Annotated in this window: 11 protein-coding genes; 7 read left to right on the top strand and 4 right to left on the bottom strand. The window is 44.2% G+C overall.

What is annotated here, in order from left to right; translation table 11 throughout:
* Window positions 1–34 precede the first annotated feature (34 nt).
* On the bottom strand, window positions 35–583 hold the full coding sequence (locus QWU00_RS11100; RefSeq protein WP_035378821.1) for a dTDP-4-dehydrorhamnose 3,5-epimerase family protein: 549 nt from the start codon (window positions 581–583) through the stop codon (window positions 35–37).
* A gap of 501 nt (window positions 584–1,084) precedes the next feature.
* On the opposite strand from QWU00_RS11100, the gene QWU00_RS11095 reads away from it, so the two are divergent.
* The 7 genes from QWU00_RS11095 to QWU00_RS11065 all read left to right on the top strand — a co-directional run bounded on the left by QWU00_RS11095 (window position 1,085) and on the right by QWU00_RS11065 (window position 9,188).
* Window positions 1,085–2,235 (top strand): IS3 family transposase gene (locus QWU00_RS11095; protein ID WP_150395601.1). Its coding sequence is split into 2 segments (ribosomal slippage): window positions 1,085–1,343 and window positions 1,343–2,235, totalling 1,152 coding nucleotides; the frame shifts between segments, so codons are not numbered across the junction.
* Window positions 2,236–2,260: 25 nt separating this feature from the next.
* Window positions 2,261–3,349, top strand: coding sequence for an NAD-dependent epimerase/dehydratase family protein (locus QWU00_RS11090; protein WP_035380073.1), 1,089 nt, complete (start codon window positions 2,261–2,263; stop codon window positions 3,347–3,349).
* Between the two features lie 14 nt (window positions 3,350–3,363).
* Window positions 3,364–4,131 (top strand): glucose-1-phosphate cytidylyltransferase, encoded by a 768-nt coding sequence (gene rfbF, locus QWU00_RS11085; RefSeq protein WP_035380071.1) that lies wholly within the window; start codon window positions 3,364–3,366, stop codon window positions 4,129–4,131.
* Between the two features lie 239 nt (window positions 4,132–4,370).
* Window positions 4,371–5,300 carry a hypothetical protein gene (locus QWU00_RS11080; RefSeq protein WP_035380068.1) on the top strand — a complete coding sequence of 310 codons (930 nt, stop codon included), beginning with the start codon at window positions 4,371–4,373 and terminating at the stop codon, window positions 5,298–5,300.
* A 24-nt stretch (window positions 5,301–5,324) separates the two neighbouring features.
* Entirely contained in the window at window positions 5,325–6,686 is a 1,362-nt protein-coding gene (locus QWU00_RS11075; RefSeq protein ID WP_035380066.1) for a DUF4910 domain-containing protein, read from the top strand.
* Window positions 6,687–6,792: 106 nt separating this feature from the next.
* Window positions 6,793–7,533: an SDR family oxidoreductase gene (locus QWU00_RS11070; RefSeq protein WP_035380064.1), complete on the top strand. Its 741-nt coding sequence runs from the start codon at window positions 6,793–6,795 to the stop codon at window positions 7,531–7,533.
* A gap of 167 nt (window positions 7,534–7,700) precedes the next feature.
* Window positions 7,701–9,188 carry a phosphomannomutase gene (locus QWU00_RS11065; RefSeq protein ID WP_187668623.1) on the top strand — a complete coding sequence of 496 codons (1,488 nt, stop codon included), beginning with the start codon at window positions 7,701–7,703 and terminating at the stop codon, window positions 9,186–9,188.
* A gap of 93 nt (window positions 9,189–9,281) precedes the next feature.
* Here QWU00_RS11065 and QWU00_RS11060 read toward each other — a convergent pair whose 3' ends face one another.
* From QWU00_RS11060 to QWU00_RS11050, 3 genes are all read right to left on the bottom strand, one after another.
* Window positions 9,282–10,739: a hypothetical protein gene (locus QWU00_RS11060; RefSeq protein WP_052051338.1), complete on the bottom strand. Its 1,458-nt coding sequence runs from the start codon at window positions 10,737–10,739 to the stop codon at window positions 9,282–9,284.
* A gap of 58 nt (window positions 10,740–10,797) precedes the next feature.
* Complete coding sequence (locus tag QWU00_RS11055; protein ID WP_035380060.1) at window positions 10,798–11,967, bottom strand: glycosyltransferase; 1,170 nt, start codon at window positions 11,965–11,967, stop codon at window positions 10,798–10,800.
* Between the two features lie 310 nt (window positions 11,968–12,277).
* Window positions 12,278–12,868 (bottom strand): polysaccharide biosynthesis/export family protein, encoded by a 591-nt coding sequence (locus tag QWU00_RS11050; RefSeq protein WP_035380058.1) that lies wholly within the window; start codon window positions 12,866–12,868, stop codon window positions 12,278–12,280.
* Between the last annotated feature and the right edge of the window lie 63 nt (window positions 12,869–12,931).

The raw sequence follows: 12,931 nt of genomic DNA, 5'->3' as shown, positions 1-12,931 counted from the left end.
TTTTCCTTCCTTAAAGAGAACGGTCTGTGAAGCTTCATAAACCCTCGAAAAGACCCTGTTTAAAAAATGGTAGAGCTTGATCGCGTGCAGATATACAGGTGGGAGAAAGAGGCCACGTCACATTCATCATTGGGTCATCATATCTAATGCCCCCCAATCGGTCCGCATCATAAAAATTGGATATAAAGTAAATAATATCTACATTATTCGTAAGAGATTGATATCCGTGAACACAACCTTCAGGGATATAAAGAATAATATCATCATCCTCATGAAGAGTTATCTCTATTTTTTTTAAATACGACTGAGAATTTCTTCTTAAGTCACAAACAACATCATAAATTTTCCCACGAACACATTTTACCAGCTTTGTTTCTCCAGCGGGAGGTAGTTGCAAATGCATCCCTCTAATAGTTCCTGCTTCTATTGTCCGTGAACTACTCCATTGCACAAAATGAAAAACAAGATTCCTGATATTAAACTCTTTCTCGCAAAAAATTCTCCCAAATGATCCCCGCGTATCCTGTTTTCTTTCAGTATGAATTTTCCACATTCCTGAAATTGGTGTTTCTTCAAACAACATTATTATTTTCCTTAACATGAATTTCTATAAAATGTTCCAGGAAGAAATTTTTAGGGCATTTAACGCTTTTCAAGAGTGACGCTCAAACGTTCATGCTTCCTAAGCCATTCTCTTAGGCACACAAGTGTCGAATCGTAGCTAGACAACTATCTTCGCATTTATGACATATTTATCTTGCTATATGAGAGTAAATAATTACAAAAAATAATATTTTGTACACGAAAATGTGTAGATCCATCACGGAAGCGTTTTGTGATGTAGAAACGTTTTGCGCAAGTAGGCATCTAAGCCGTGCCCTCTACCCCAAGCTGGCTCTATCAAAAGGGTTGGCTTGGCCAAGCTGTTTCTGAATGTCTTTCCGTAAGTAATATTACCTACCGACCAAATTAAATGCGCTGTGCTTTCATTTTCTTATGAAAGGTTATGCTCCGTCATGCATGACGTGCCCCCCGGAAATGTCACCATTTTAAAGTAGAGTCCGATCGAGAAGGATACGGACGAATGAAACGCAGTCGTTTTACGGAAGAGCAGATCATAGGGGTGCTGAAAGAACAGGAGGCTGGGCTCAAGGTCTCTGATCTTTGCCGCAAACACGGGATCAGTGATGCGACGTTTTACAAATGGAAGACCCGCTATGGTGGCCTTGAGGTATCTGAGGCCAAACGGCTGAAGGCATTGGAAGATGAAAACAGTCGTCTGAAGCGTCTCCTGGCGGATGCGATGCTGGATAATGCGGCGTTGAAGGAAATTGTTGGAAAAAAGTGGTGACGCCTGTCGCAAAGCGGCAGGCGGTCCTACACCTTCAAAAGGCTCTGGCACTGAGTGAGCGTCGCGCCTGTGCCCTTGTTGGTCTTGCCAGGCGTGTTGCGCGGTATATTTCCACCCGGGCAGATGATGCCGCCCTGCGCCAGCGCCTGCGGGATCTGGCGAGCCAGAGACGCCGCTTTGGCTATCGCCGCCTGGGTTATCTTCTGGCGCGGGAAGGGTTTAGCCCCAATCACAAGAAGCTGTTCCGCCTTTACAAGGAGGAAGGGCTGAAAGTCCGCCATCGGGGTGGCCGCAAGAGGGCGCTGGGGACGCGTTCTCCCATGACCATCCCTCAGGAACCCGGGCAGCGCTGGAGCCTGGATTTTGTCTCGGATGCCCTGATCTGTGGCCGCCGGTTCCGCATTCTAGCTGTTATCGACGATTTCAGTCGCAAGAACCTGGCATTGGTTGCCGACACGTCATTATCAGGTGGACGGGTGGCGCGGGAACTGACGGCTCTGGTAGAACGATATGGCAAACCCCTCATGATTGTCAGCGACAACGGTACGGAGTTCACATCGCATGCCATCCTGAAATGGGCAGATGAGATGAAGGTTGAATGGCACTATATCGCCCCCGGGAAACCGCAGCAGAACGGCTTTGTCGAAAGTTTCAACGGCCGGCTGAGGGATGAATGCCTCAACGAAACGCTGTTCACCTCCCTCAGCCATGCCCGACAGGTTCTGGCTGACTGGCGGGAAGACTACAACACGGTGCGTCCCCATTCCCAATTGGATGGCAGGACACCGGATCAGGTCGCCAGACAAGTGTCTCGGGGGCATGCCCCCGAGACACTTGTCATCCCACCAACCCCAAGCCATAAAAAACGGGAACTCTCCTTTTGAGTGGATACAAAAAGGGGGGCACGTCATGCATATTCTTGTTATTGGCAATATGGGCTATGTTGGACCTGTAGTCTGCCGACATCTGCGCAATCAATTTCCCGATGCTCATATATCAGGGTATGATACAGCTCTATTTGCAGATCATCTGACATGTGAAGGGCCGGTACCAGAAATTGTTCTCAATGAACAACATTTTGGGGATGTAAGACGCTTTTCTCCTTCCGTTCTGAATGGTGTAGACGCTGTTATTTACCTCGCCGCCATCTCTAATGATCCCATGGGCCAAAAGTTCGGAAAGGTGACGGACGAAGTTAACCGAGAAAGCTGCATCACCATCGCTCGGCTATCTATTTTGGCTGGTGTAAGGCACTTTGCTTTTGCATCCAGTTGTAGTGTGTACGGTTACGCCTCTGAGAAGGCCCTTACCGAAAATGACGCAACCAATCCGCTAACAGCATATGCCAGATCCAAAATAGAAGCGGAAAATGACTTAAAAAAACTAGCGACAGACAAAATGTTTATTTCATGCCTCCGCTTTGCAACCGCCTGCGGATTTTCTGAACGTCTGCGACTTGATCTGGTGCTCAATGATTTTGTTGCTACAGCTTTGAGAACAAAAAAAATTCATGTTCTGAGCGATGGCAGTCCATGGCGGCCCCTCATTGATATTCGTGATATGGCGCGCATATTTGAATGGGCAATCACGCGGTCTGGAGAACAATTTATTATCGTTAATGCAGGTTGTAATGATGCTAACTATACAGTCAAAAATTTGGCCGATGCTGTAGCAAGTCAGATTCCTGGCACAACAGTAGACATAAACCATGATGCACCACCAGACAGACGTTCTTACCGCGTGGATTTCTCTTATCTGAGCGTTCTAGCTGCTAAATTTATTCCTCAGTTATCTCTTGCCGACTCTATCTCATCGTTGATCGATGGGATCACTCGGTGCAACCACCATCAGGTATCTACCGCACCTTCAAGACTAACCCGTCTTCATACGCTTTCTGCTCTTATAGAAACGGGAAAAGTGAACTCATCTCTCTATTGGTCTGAAAACAGTAATCCGCAGTGTCAGTCTATATCGGAAAAGCTTTCTACAGTCTCTTAATAAGGAATACAACCATGAAAGCAGTCATCCTCTCAGGCGGTTATGGAACCCGCTTGATGGAAGAAACTGAAGCGCGCCCAAAACCAATGGTTGAAATTGGTGGCCGTCCTATTCTCTGGCATATCATGAAAATTTATGCTGCTCACGGGATAAACGACTTTGTTATCCCTTTAGGATACAAGGCGGAAATGATTAAACGCTACTTTATTGAATATGATCAAAACTCATCTGATATTGAAATTGATCTTTCTGAAGGAACGATAAAAACACTTCGAAAAAATGGAGATTGTTGGAAAATAACACTTGTTGATACCGGCTTGGATACTATGACGGGCGGACGTCTTTTGCGCTTAAAGGACTATCTGCGAGACGATGATTTCTGTTTAACCTATGGAGATGGAGTAACAGACCTCAATATCTCAGACAGCATCTCTTTCCATTACTCACACGGAAAAATTGGAACAGTAACGGCAATCAGTCCCGCTGGTCGTTTCGGTTCGCTTGAAATCCAAAATTCACAAGTCAAGGAATTCCATGAGAAACCTGAAGGATTAGGCTACGTGAATGGAGGTTTTTTTGTACTTTCACCTCGTGTATTCCAATATCTTGAAAATGATGAAACAGTATTTGAGCGGCATCCGTTAGAAAATCTTGCTAGAGATCAGGAGTTAATGGCCGTTCCTCATGATGGTTTTTGGTATTCAATGGATACACTTCGAGACAAACGGCACTTGGACCATTTGTGGAGCACAGGTCAAGCGCCATGGCGTGTATGGAATTAAGTTTTTTCTGACAAACAATGATCCTTTATCCACTCCTATAATATGTATTATTTTTTCTTCCTTTTGCGCTCATTTCATCAGAAAGATACACAACATAAAATCTCTTCGAATTATAAGAAATTTATAGATAATTATTGGAACCCATAAATACATCTGTCTTTTTTGAAAAAATGGTTTGGTTTATTTATTTTTGTCTTGTTAGGATGAATTATTTCATTATTTAACTCAGGGGAACCTCTATGAAGTGCGTCATCCTGTTTCGTACCCATATATGGGATGATTTCATTCAAAGGCAATTTTTGCGTTTACCAAAAAATACTCCACATGACATAGCTATTCTTGCTAATAATACTGATGGTCTATGCCCTCCTGTTGAAGATTTTCCTTTTGTCATTTTTACCCTGGATGATTTATTAAAAATGGGTCTTGAAGCAGGGCCTGAGAAAAATATTGTTTGGTGGAACGCAGACTATCCACTTTACTACTATGCATCTCTTTTCCCAGATTACGATTATTACATCTTATGCGAATATGATGTTGTTATAAACTGTGACCTTGAACAACTAATACTCTCTCTACACTCAGGAGAAAAAGATATAGTTGCAATAACATCTCGTTCCCCCCTTGAAGAGTGTGTTTATATTCGCAGTGCTGAAGGTGTTTATCTGTATGAAAACATAAAGAAAACTTATTTTCCCTTTGCTATATTCTCAAAAAAATCTGTAGCGTTCCTTTATAATAAACGTCTGAGCTTAACAAAAAAATATCGCGAGAAAAAAATTCAAAACTGGCCACATTGTGAACTTTTTGTTGGTACGGAAGCAGCCGCAAGCAACCTTCAAGTCGCCCAGTTGACTGAATACGGAAAAGCAGATTTTTTTTCTCACTACCCCCCTGTTTTAGAAGAATGTCTTCCTTACCTAATGGATCAGGCTTACATTCATCCTGTCCTAGATTCTAAACGTTTCCTCTTGAGTACAATACACTACGAAGGCCGCCCAGAACGCTTTCTCAACCCCTTTAGTAAATTTCATCGCACATTACGCAGTTTCCCATTTCGTTTTTATTTAGGTCCTTTGTGTAAAGCTTTATTCTCTCGTTTTTTTCGAATAATTTCTCTCACTATAAATAGACTCTGCAAAAATAAAAATTTTCTCAAAATAAAATGATAAAATCCCGCAAAGGTTATTCGTATGTTTGAGCAACATCTTTTTCCAGCCATATCTCAACCCGTATCCGGAAGCATAATTTATGAGCATATTAGGATACTTTTCCCTATTTTACGTAGCATTACAGGAAAAGGAATAAGACAGACACTTGAATATGTTGCCAATCAAATTCAGGATTTTTCTATCGTGTCTATTCCAAGTGGAACTCCATTATTTGATTGGATGGTCCCTGATGAATGGAATGTTAATTCCGCTAAAATTATAGATACGTCTGGAAAAATTGTTCTGGATCTCAATTGGTCGACCCTTCATATTCTACAATATAGTCAACCTTTTCACGGAACTCTATCACGTAAGGATCTCGAAGAGCATCTTTTCACTCTTCCAGATTATCCTGATTTTATACCTTACAAAACAAGCTATTACACCGAAAATTGGGGCTTCTGCCTTTCTGAAAATCAGAAAAAAAAATTAACGGATCTTCATTATACAGTAGAAATTGACGCCACACTTTCTTCTGGCTCTCTGACTTACGGAGAAGTACTTATCCCCGGCATCTCGCAGGAAGAATTCGTTTTTTCCATACATTGCTGCCATCCTTCCCTTGCAAATGATAACTTATCCTCCCTTGCCATCGCCATTGAGCTTATCCGAAAACTGCAGAGCCTCCCCCAGCGCCGCCTCTCCTATCGGTTTCTTTTTGTTCCAGGGACAATTGGCTCCATCGCATGGCTTGCTCAAAATACTGAAAAAACAAAAAACATAAAAAATGGTCTTGTTCTTAGTTGTTTGGGTGATAAAGGCTCTTTTACTTATAAAAAAGCTCGGGAGGATTCTGCCAATATTAATACTATCATGGCTAAAATTTTCTCCGACCATCCCAAAGCACGCATTTGGGAATTTGAACCCTATGGCTACGATGAGCGCCAATATTGCTCTCCCGGATTTAACTTGCCAGTGGGTTGCCTAATGCGTTCGCCTAATGGCACTTTTCCTGAATACCATACTTCAGCAGATAATCTTGATTTTGTAACTCCATGCGCTTTGGAAGAATCCCTTTGTGTTCTCCTAGATTTGATTACTATTACTGAAAATGCTCTTTATCCCGTAAGTACAAGTCCCTATGGAGAACCCCAACTTGGCAAGCGTGGCCTTTATCCCTTATCGCCGAATATATCGAAAGCCGATCACACTAAAAATGATATGCCTGATCAATTATGTCTTTTATGGGTATTAAACCTTGCCGATGGGAAAAACTCCATTCTCGATATAGCAGTTCGTTCTAAAAAATCGTTCCGAGCCATTCTTTCCGCGATTGAGTTGTTACAGGAGGCCGATCTTCTGAAACTTTATTCGGACAAGCAACAGAATGCTTTCTCACCATAGTAACAATACAATATATCGAATAATTTTTCTATTTTATCAAATTTTTCATAAATTAACCATCAATAATCTGCGTCATTATCCATGACATCCCAGTAAAGGAGCACTCATGAATCCCAAACTTCCTTTTTATAATCGTGTCGCTCTTGTTACTGGTGCAGGCAGAGGGATTGGCAAAGCAACCTCCCTTCATTTGGCTAAGCTTGGTGCATCGGTTATTTGCGTAGCACGCACACAATCTGAAGTAGAATCCTGCGCGACACAAGCTGGACCTAAAGCTTTAGCTGTCCCGTGCGATATTACCTCACCGCACTCCCTTCAAGAACTCATAGCCAGGACTCATGAGCGTTACAAACGCCTGGATTACCTTATTATTTCGTCTGGTATATTTCACCGGGGTTTCTTAGCTAAAACTCCCTTGTCTGACTTTGATAATTTGTTTGCTGTGAATGTTAAGGCCCCCTTAAGCCTCATACAGCATACTTTGCCTCTTCTCCGTGAGAACAACGGGCAGATCGTCATTGTCAATTCTTCTATTATCCGCGCGGCAAACACTGCGGAGAGAGGTTTGTATGCTTCTACACAGTCAGCCCTAAAATCCCTAACCGACGCATTACGAGATGAAATTAATGCCGAAGGAGTTAAGGTTATTTCCATTTTTCCGGGGACCACGGCAACCCCACGCCAAGAAACCATTCATCAGGCATTAGGAAAACCCTATAACCCTCACTTACTTCTGCAACCACACGATGTGGCTATCGCGTTATGTAATAGCCTTCTTTTGCCACCAACAGCAGAAGCCACAGACATTTTTATCCGCCCCATGCACAAATTCGATACCGTGGCTTGAAAACGATGTAATGTGTAATTCCAAACCGATAGTATTAAAAAAATGTAAAGCCTACGGTCATTTCTGGTTTATTTATGAATCTAAATATATTTTTTCACTTCAAACTAGGATAATTCTCCGATAGACAGGGGTAAAGCAAGGAATAAAATATGAAAATTTCTCAGTGGATGGAACAATCCGGTGTTAACTTTGGCACCAGCGGCGCACGTGGCCTTGTCAGTAAAATGACTGATATGGTGTGCTTTGCCTACACCATGGGATATCTTCAGCACCTTTCCACATTAGGTGAATTTTCTCCGCAGACCATGGTAGCGGTTGCCGGCGACTTACGTTCTAGCACGCCACGTATTATGGGAGCCTGTATTGCTGCTATAGAATATATGGGGGGCAGACCTTTATTCTGCGGTTTTGTGCCGAGCCCAGCATTATGTCACTATGCTTTCGCATTGAAAATTCCTTCCCTTATGGTTACAGGTAGCCATATTCCCGCTGATCGCAATGGCATTAAGTTCAATCGGGCCCAAGGTGAATTTCTTAAAAATGATGAAGAGGCGATGAGAGCCCAAGATATCGAACTACCGAAAGAGATGTTCGATACAGAAGGTATGCTCATAAAATCCGTTGCGTTCCCCCCCATTACTGACGTTTTACCTGATTTCATCGCCCGCTATCGTGATTTCTTTGGCCCGGACGCTCTTCGGGGCTTTTACCTTGGTATTTACCAACATTCTGCCGTGGGCCGAGATGTTCTGGTTGACATTGTAGAAAGCTTGGGCGCTGAAGCCATTCCTCTTGCCAGATCCAAAAGTTTTGTTGCCGTTGATACTGAAGCTGTTCGCCCTGAGGATATTGCTCTAGCGCGTAAATGGGCTGAGCCCAGAAAGTTTGATGCCATTCTTACCACAGATGGTGACTCTGACCGGCCATTGCTGGCAGACAAAGATGGACACTGGCTACGAGGCGATGTATTGGGAATTCTCGCATCCCGTTTCCTCAAGGCGGCTTCAGTCACCACCCCAGTGAGCAGCAATACCGCTTTAGAAAAAGCAGGATTTGCTCAGCATATGCAACGTACACGTATTGGCTCTCCTTTTGTCATTTCTGAAATGATGAAAGCTATAGAAGCAGGTGTAACGCCTGCCGTTGGCTACGAGGCAAATGGAGGATTCCTCTTAGGATCAGATGTGACATATGAAGAGCGCACTCTTTCTGCCTTGCCAACCCGTGATTCTGTCCTTCCAATGATTTGTGCACTGGTGGCAGCCAAGCTAGAAAAAAAAGGGCTCTCTAGCCTTGTGAATGATTTGCCAAGGCGCTTTACACAAAGCGATCGTTTGACAGAAATGCCTACGGAAAAAAGTTTGTACCACATAGATCTTTTGCGGAAAAATCCAAACGAAAATGTAGAAAATCTTGGGTTCTCCGAAATCTGTGGATTTCTCTCTCATGTTGATGAGACAGATGGTTTGCGAATGACTTTTCAGAATGATGACATTGTTCACCTTCGCCCGTCCGGTAATGCTCCTGAATTACGCATTTATGTTGAAACCGACAGCCCTGACCGTACGGAAACTCTTCTCCAACAGGGCCTCAACATTTTGGCTAAATGGAAGGAACCGTTGCCAGAAAACCAGTTACAGAACTTTCACAAATAATTCCTCAAAAATAAAAAATATGAGAATATTTATTAATAATCATTTTATTATAGAAAAAATTTACAATTAAATTCTTTTTTGAATTTGGTTTTATCATGAATTCCTCAATAAATTTCTCTGTGCCTCCCGTTCCATAAAGATATCGGGAGCAACAGGAGAATTTATTCGCACCCCCGCTTCACGTTGCTGTAAAGCAACTCGTGCAATAGCTGAGACCAACATTGCAATCAATAGATAGAAATCTAGAAGGCCTAATGTTGGACTCGAAATACAAGCGGCAATAATTCCCCCGGTAAGGGCAGAGAGCGTCCCGTCAATAACTAACCGGTCAGGTCCTGGGGGAACAGACCTACGGGCCCGCATGGCTGCTCTCAAAAGCATTCCGTCAAAAATTAGAAGCCCTATACCTCCTATAATTCCTACAGTGGATAGCAAGCTTGGAATCAGGCTGGATGCGCGGTTACTTCCCCACCCTACCCCCAAACCATACGTCTCTCCAACTAATGCCATGGAATCCCGATCCGCTTGGGACCGATCTTGGTAAGATTGGCTTTGTTGTTTTTCTGTCGTGGACTGATACACCAGTTGTGCCGCAGGTACAATTTGGGGAGCAACTGTTACCAACACAAGAACGCCGCAGCCAACCACGGCGGCTCCGCCGATGGCCAGACGCATCATATTTCCCATCAATTGGGTCACTCCTGTCAGCATGATCGCGACTGGAAGAAGGCAGACACCTACGGCCATCGTGGCAAACCCAGTCGTGGAGGTTGTGCTTGCTAATGCCAACGCAGACGCTGGAATCAGCCATTTTGCCCATGCGACCGAATAGCCTTGTAAAACGATCCACACGCAGGAAAACAAGATTTGGCAAAGAAACGTAGCGCAGGCCGCAGGTTCCGAAAATGAAGCATTAATTCGTGGGACAGGACCTGCCATCTGAGTATTAAGAACCGCCCACCCAGGGTTGGAATAAAAAAAGATATCGGGATACGGCAAACCTGCGACGCGATGTGCAAACTGCCACGCACAAATTATGACAACACACCAGCCTGACAAAAGGAAAGAACGGTACAGTTTCTCAATACTCACATCAGTTCGTGTCAGGAACCGTGCTGCTATAATCATTAAAGCTGTATTGATAATAAGATAAATATCTTGTGAAATATTACCAAAATTTGGAGACAGTAAAACACGTCCCCCTACGGTATCACCCTTCTGAGGCCAGACCATAACCTGGTTCATGAACAGACGTGGCATAATTAGGGAACCTATAACGGTCCAGATCACAACAAGGATAAAAGGAAAGCACAGAGCCATAACAGTTCTATCTCCCGGATACCGCACGCCCATTATCCACTGAAGCAGAACAAAACTTATAAACGCCAAAGCCGGGAGCATAGCTGGCTGCACACCCAAACCGCCGATAACAAGAGCCGCTGCTGCGGGAAGCACGCCTGCAAATAACAAAATATGCAACATGGCAACAGGACGTGTCCATAATAACAAGCACAAGGGGAAAAGGATCATTCCTACAATCGGTACGGTCATTTCCTTGCCTTTTGGTTGCTTATATTTTTATTATTTTCTTGTTTAATTTACGTCGTTACTAATTTTGTAGCGACATAGCGCTTTCAACCACCCTAAACATATTTTGGCGAAACGCTTCTTCTGAAAAACGTTGAGCATTAGCACGGCAAAGTTGCGGCTCTATAGAAGGGAATGTCGCTTCAAACTGATCAACCGCCGCAACAATTGCCTCAGCACTTTGTTCTCGGAAAAATATCCCCGTTGGTCCCTCTTTCTCATCTGCTTGCAGAACAATATCGCGCGCACCGCCCCGGTTGAAAACAATCAGAGGCGTACCACACGCCTGCGCTTCCACCATTGTAATTCCAAAATCCTCCTCCGCGGCAAAAACAAATGCTTTTGCCTTACACAAATAATTTTCAACTTCGGCATCACTTAACCGGCCATGTAAAATAATATTAGGTGCATGCGCCGCGAGAAGCTCTATTTTTTCACGTTCAGGCCCGTCCCCAACAACATGTAAAGTTCTATCCGGCATACGTAAAAAGGCCTCTACAACCAGATCAATACGCTTATATGGTACCATTCTTGAAACAACAACGTAATCCTGACGATTATGTTGGATGTTTTCAAACATCTTGATATCAACTGGCGGATAGACAACCTTTGCTTCACGCCGATAAACCTTTTTAATACGGCGTGCGATATAATTGGAATTAGCCACAAATACATCAACACCAGCAGCCGAACGTACATCCCAATTTCGCAAAGTATGCAACAACCAACGCGCATAGAGGCTACGGACCCCACGTTCCATATTGCTTTGCCGCAAATAGGCAGCCTGCATATCCCACGCATAGCGCATCGGAGAATGTACGTAGCACACATGGACCTGATCTGGTCCGGTAATTACGCCTTTTGCAACGGCATGATTACTCGAAATAATCAGATCAAACCCTGCAAGATCCAACTGCTCAACAGCAATAGGCATGAGGCCGAGATAGTACCGAAAATAACGTCGCGCGAAGGGAAGCCGCTGAATAAATGTTGTCTGAACCGCTTTTCCTTTGAGCATGACACGTTCGGCATCGGGCATAAAGTCCACGATCGCAAACAGTTCTGCCTGCGGATACATGATAAGTAATTGTTCAACAACACGTTCTGACCCAGCATAATGCTCTAGCCATTCATGAACAATGGCAACACGTAGATTATGATGCAGCCTATTTTTCTGAGTAACATCGCTCATGCTCAGCCCCTCTGTTCCATTGTAAAACAATGGCAAAACGTATAAGCGCGCGTGCTTTACAGATGAAAAGATGAAATGTTATCTGTTTTCAGTTACTCGCACGCCAAGCCTCTCTGTTACGGGACATGACATTTGAAGCTGAAAATACGTAAGCAATCTTCCAAAACCTCACCCAGCGAACCTTCCCCTATCTCCACACCCAGCCGATTACGACCTGCTCGAGGTCTCGTAATCGGTGTTGCATTGGGGCTGATTGTCTGGGCTATTCTTATTGGAGGCTTTTTCCTCCGCCGCTAAGCGCTTTTTCTTTCTAGAAATGACGCTCATAAATCTTGATAACATCCCCCGGTTTTACATAGTCATAAGGCTTGAGCAGACCTACCGTTGTATGATGCCCTTCCTGACGGGCCACATAAGCACGACTTTCCAAGGCACGATAGGTAAAACCTCCCCCTGCTGCCACGGCTGTTAGCAAAGTCATACCAGGCTGGTAAGGATATTGCCCGGGCTTTGCAACTTCACCCAGAACCGAAACAAGCCTGTATGCAGACACTTCAACCGCAACTTTGGGGTCTCGCAACATCTGCGCAGACTGCAAAGCCTTTCTTACTTCCTCTGAAAACTCTTCGGTAGTTAACCCCTCGGCTGGCAGATTTCCCGCAACGGGAAAAGCGACTTTACCCTGGCTATCAACGCGAAAGCTGGAGGTAAACTGATCCTGCCCATATGTCATGACGCGAATTTCATCATCCACACCCAAGCGGTACAGGCTGGGATCATAAGATGGCACAGGCTTTAAATTCCACCCTGGGGTGCACCCGGCAAGCAGGGTGCCAATCACGCCCCAACATACCGACCGCCCAATGGCAACACGGTAAAATTCTGAACGGGTCGTCGCCATACGTCATTTCCTCCAGCCGCTATGTTTTTATTGAGTGTGGAATACTCAGCACCAGAAAACGTT

Source organism: Acetobacter tropicalis (assembly GCF_030644465.1).
Classification (GTDB): Bacteria; Pseudomonadota; Alphaproteobacteria; order Acetobacterales; family Acetobacteraceae; genus Acetobacter; species Acetobacter tropicalis.
The sequence above is the reverse complement of the archived record's forward strand: the minus strand, read 5'-3'. Positions and strand labels throughout refer to the sequence as shown.

What these genes read in the sequence shown, in the direction of transcription:
- rfbF (WP_035380071.1), top strand. Translation starts at nt 3,364, where the DNA reads ATGAAAGCAGTCATCCTCTCAGGCGGTTATGGAACCCGCTTGATGGAA.
- QWU00_RS11100 (WP_035378821.1), bottom strand. Translation starts at nt 583, where the DNA reads ATGTTGTTTGAAGAAACACCAATTTCAGGAATGTGGAAAATTCATACT.
- QWU00_RS11080 (WP_035380068.1), top strand. Translation starts at nt 4,371, where the DNA reads ATGAAGTGCGTCATCCTGTTTCGTACCCATATATGGGATGATTTCATT.
- QWU00_RS11065 (WP_187668623.1), top strand. Translation starts at nt 7,701, where the DNA reads ATGGAACAATCCGGTGTTAACTTTGGCACCAGCGGCGCACGTGGCCTT.
- QWU00_RS11075 (WP_035380066.1), top strand. Translation starts at nt 5,325, where the DNA reads ATGTTTGAGCAACATCTTTTTCCAGCCATATCTCAACCCGTATCCGGA.
- QWU00_RS11070 (WP_035380064.1), top strand. Translation starts at nt 6,793, where the DNA reads ATGAATCCCAAACTTCCTTTTTATAATCGTGTCGCTCTTGTTACTGGT.
- QWU00_RS11060 (WP_052051338.1), bottom strand. Translation starts at nt 10,739, where the DNA reads ATGACCGTACCGATTGTAGGAATGATCCTTTTCCCCTTGTGCTTGTTA.
- QWU00_RS11050 (WP_035380058.1), bottom strand. Translation starts at nt 12,868, where the DNA reads ATGGCGACGACCCGTTCAGAATTTTACCGTGTTGCCATTGGGCGGTCG.
- QWU00_RS11090 (WP_035380073.1), top strand. Translation starts at nt 2,261, where the DNA reads ATGCATATTCTTGTTATTGGCAATATGGGCTATGTTGGACCTGTAGTC.
- QWU00_RS11055 (WP_035380060.1), bottom strand. Translation starts at nt 11,967, where the DNA reads ATGAGCGATGTTACTCAGAAAAATAGGCTGCATCATAATCTACGTGTT.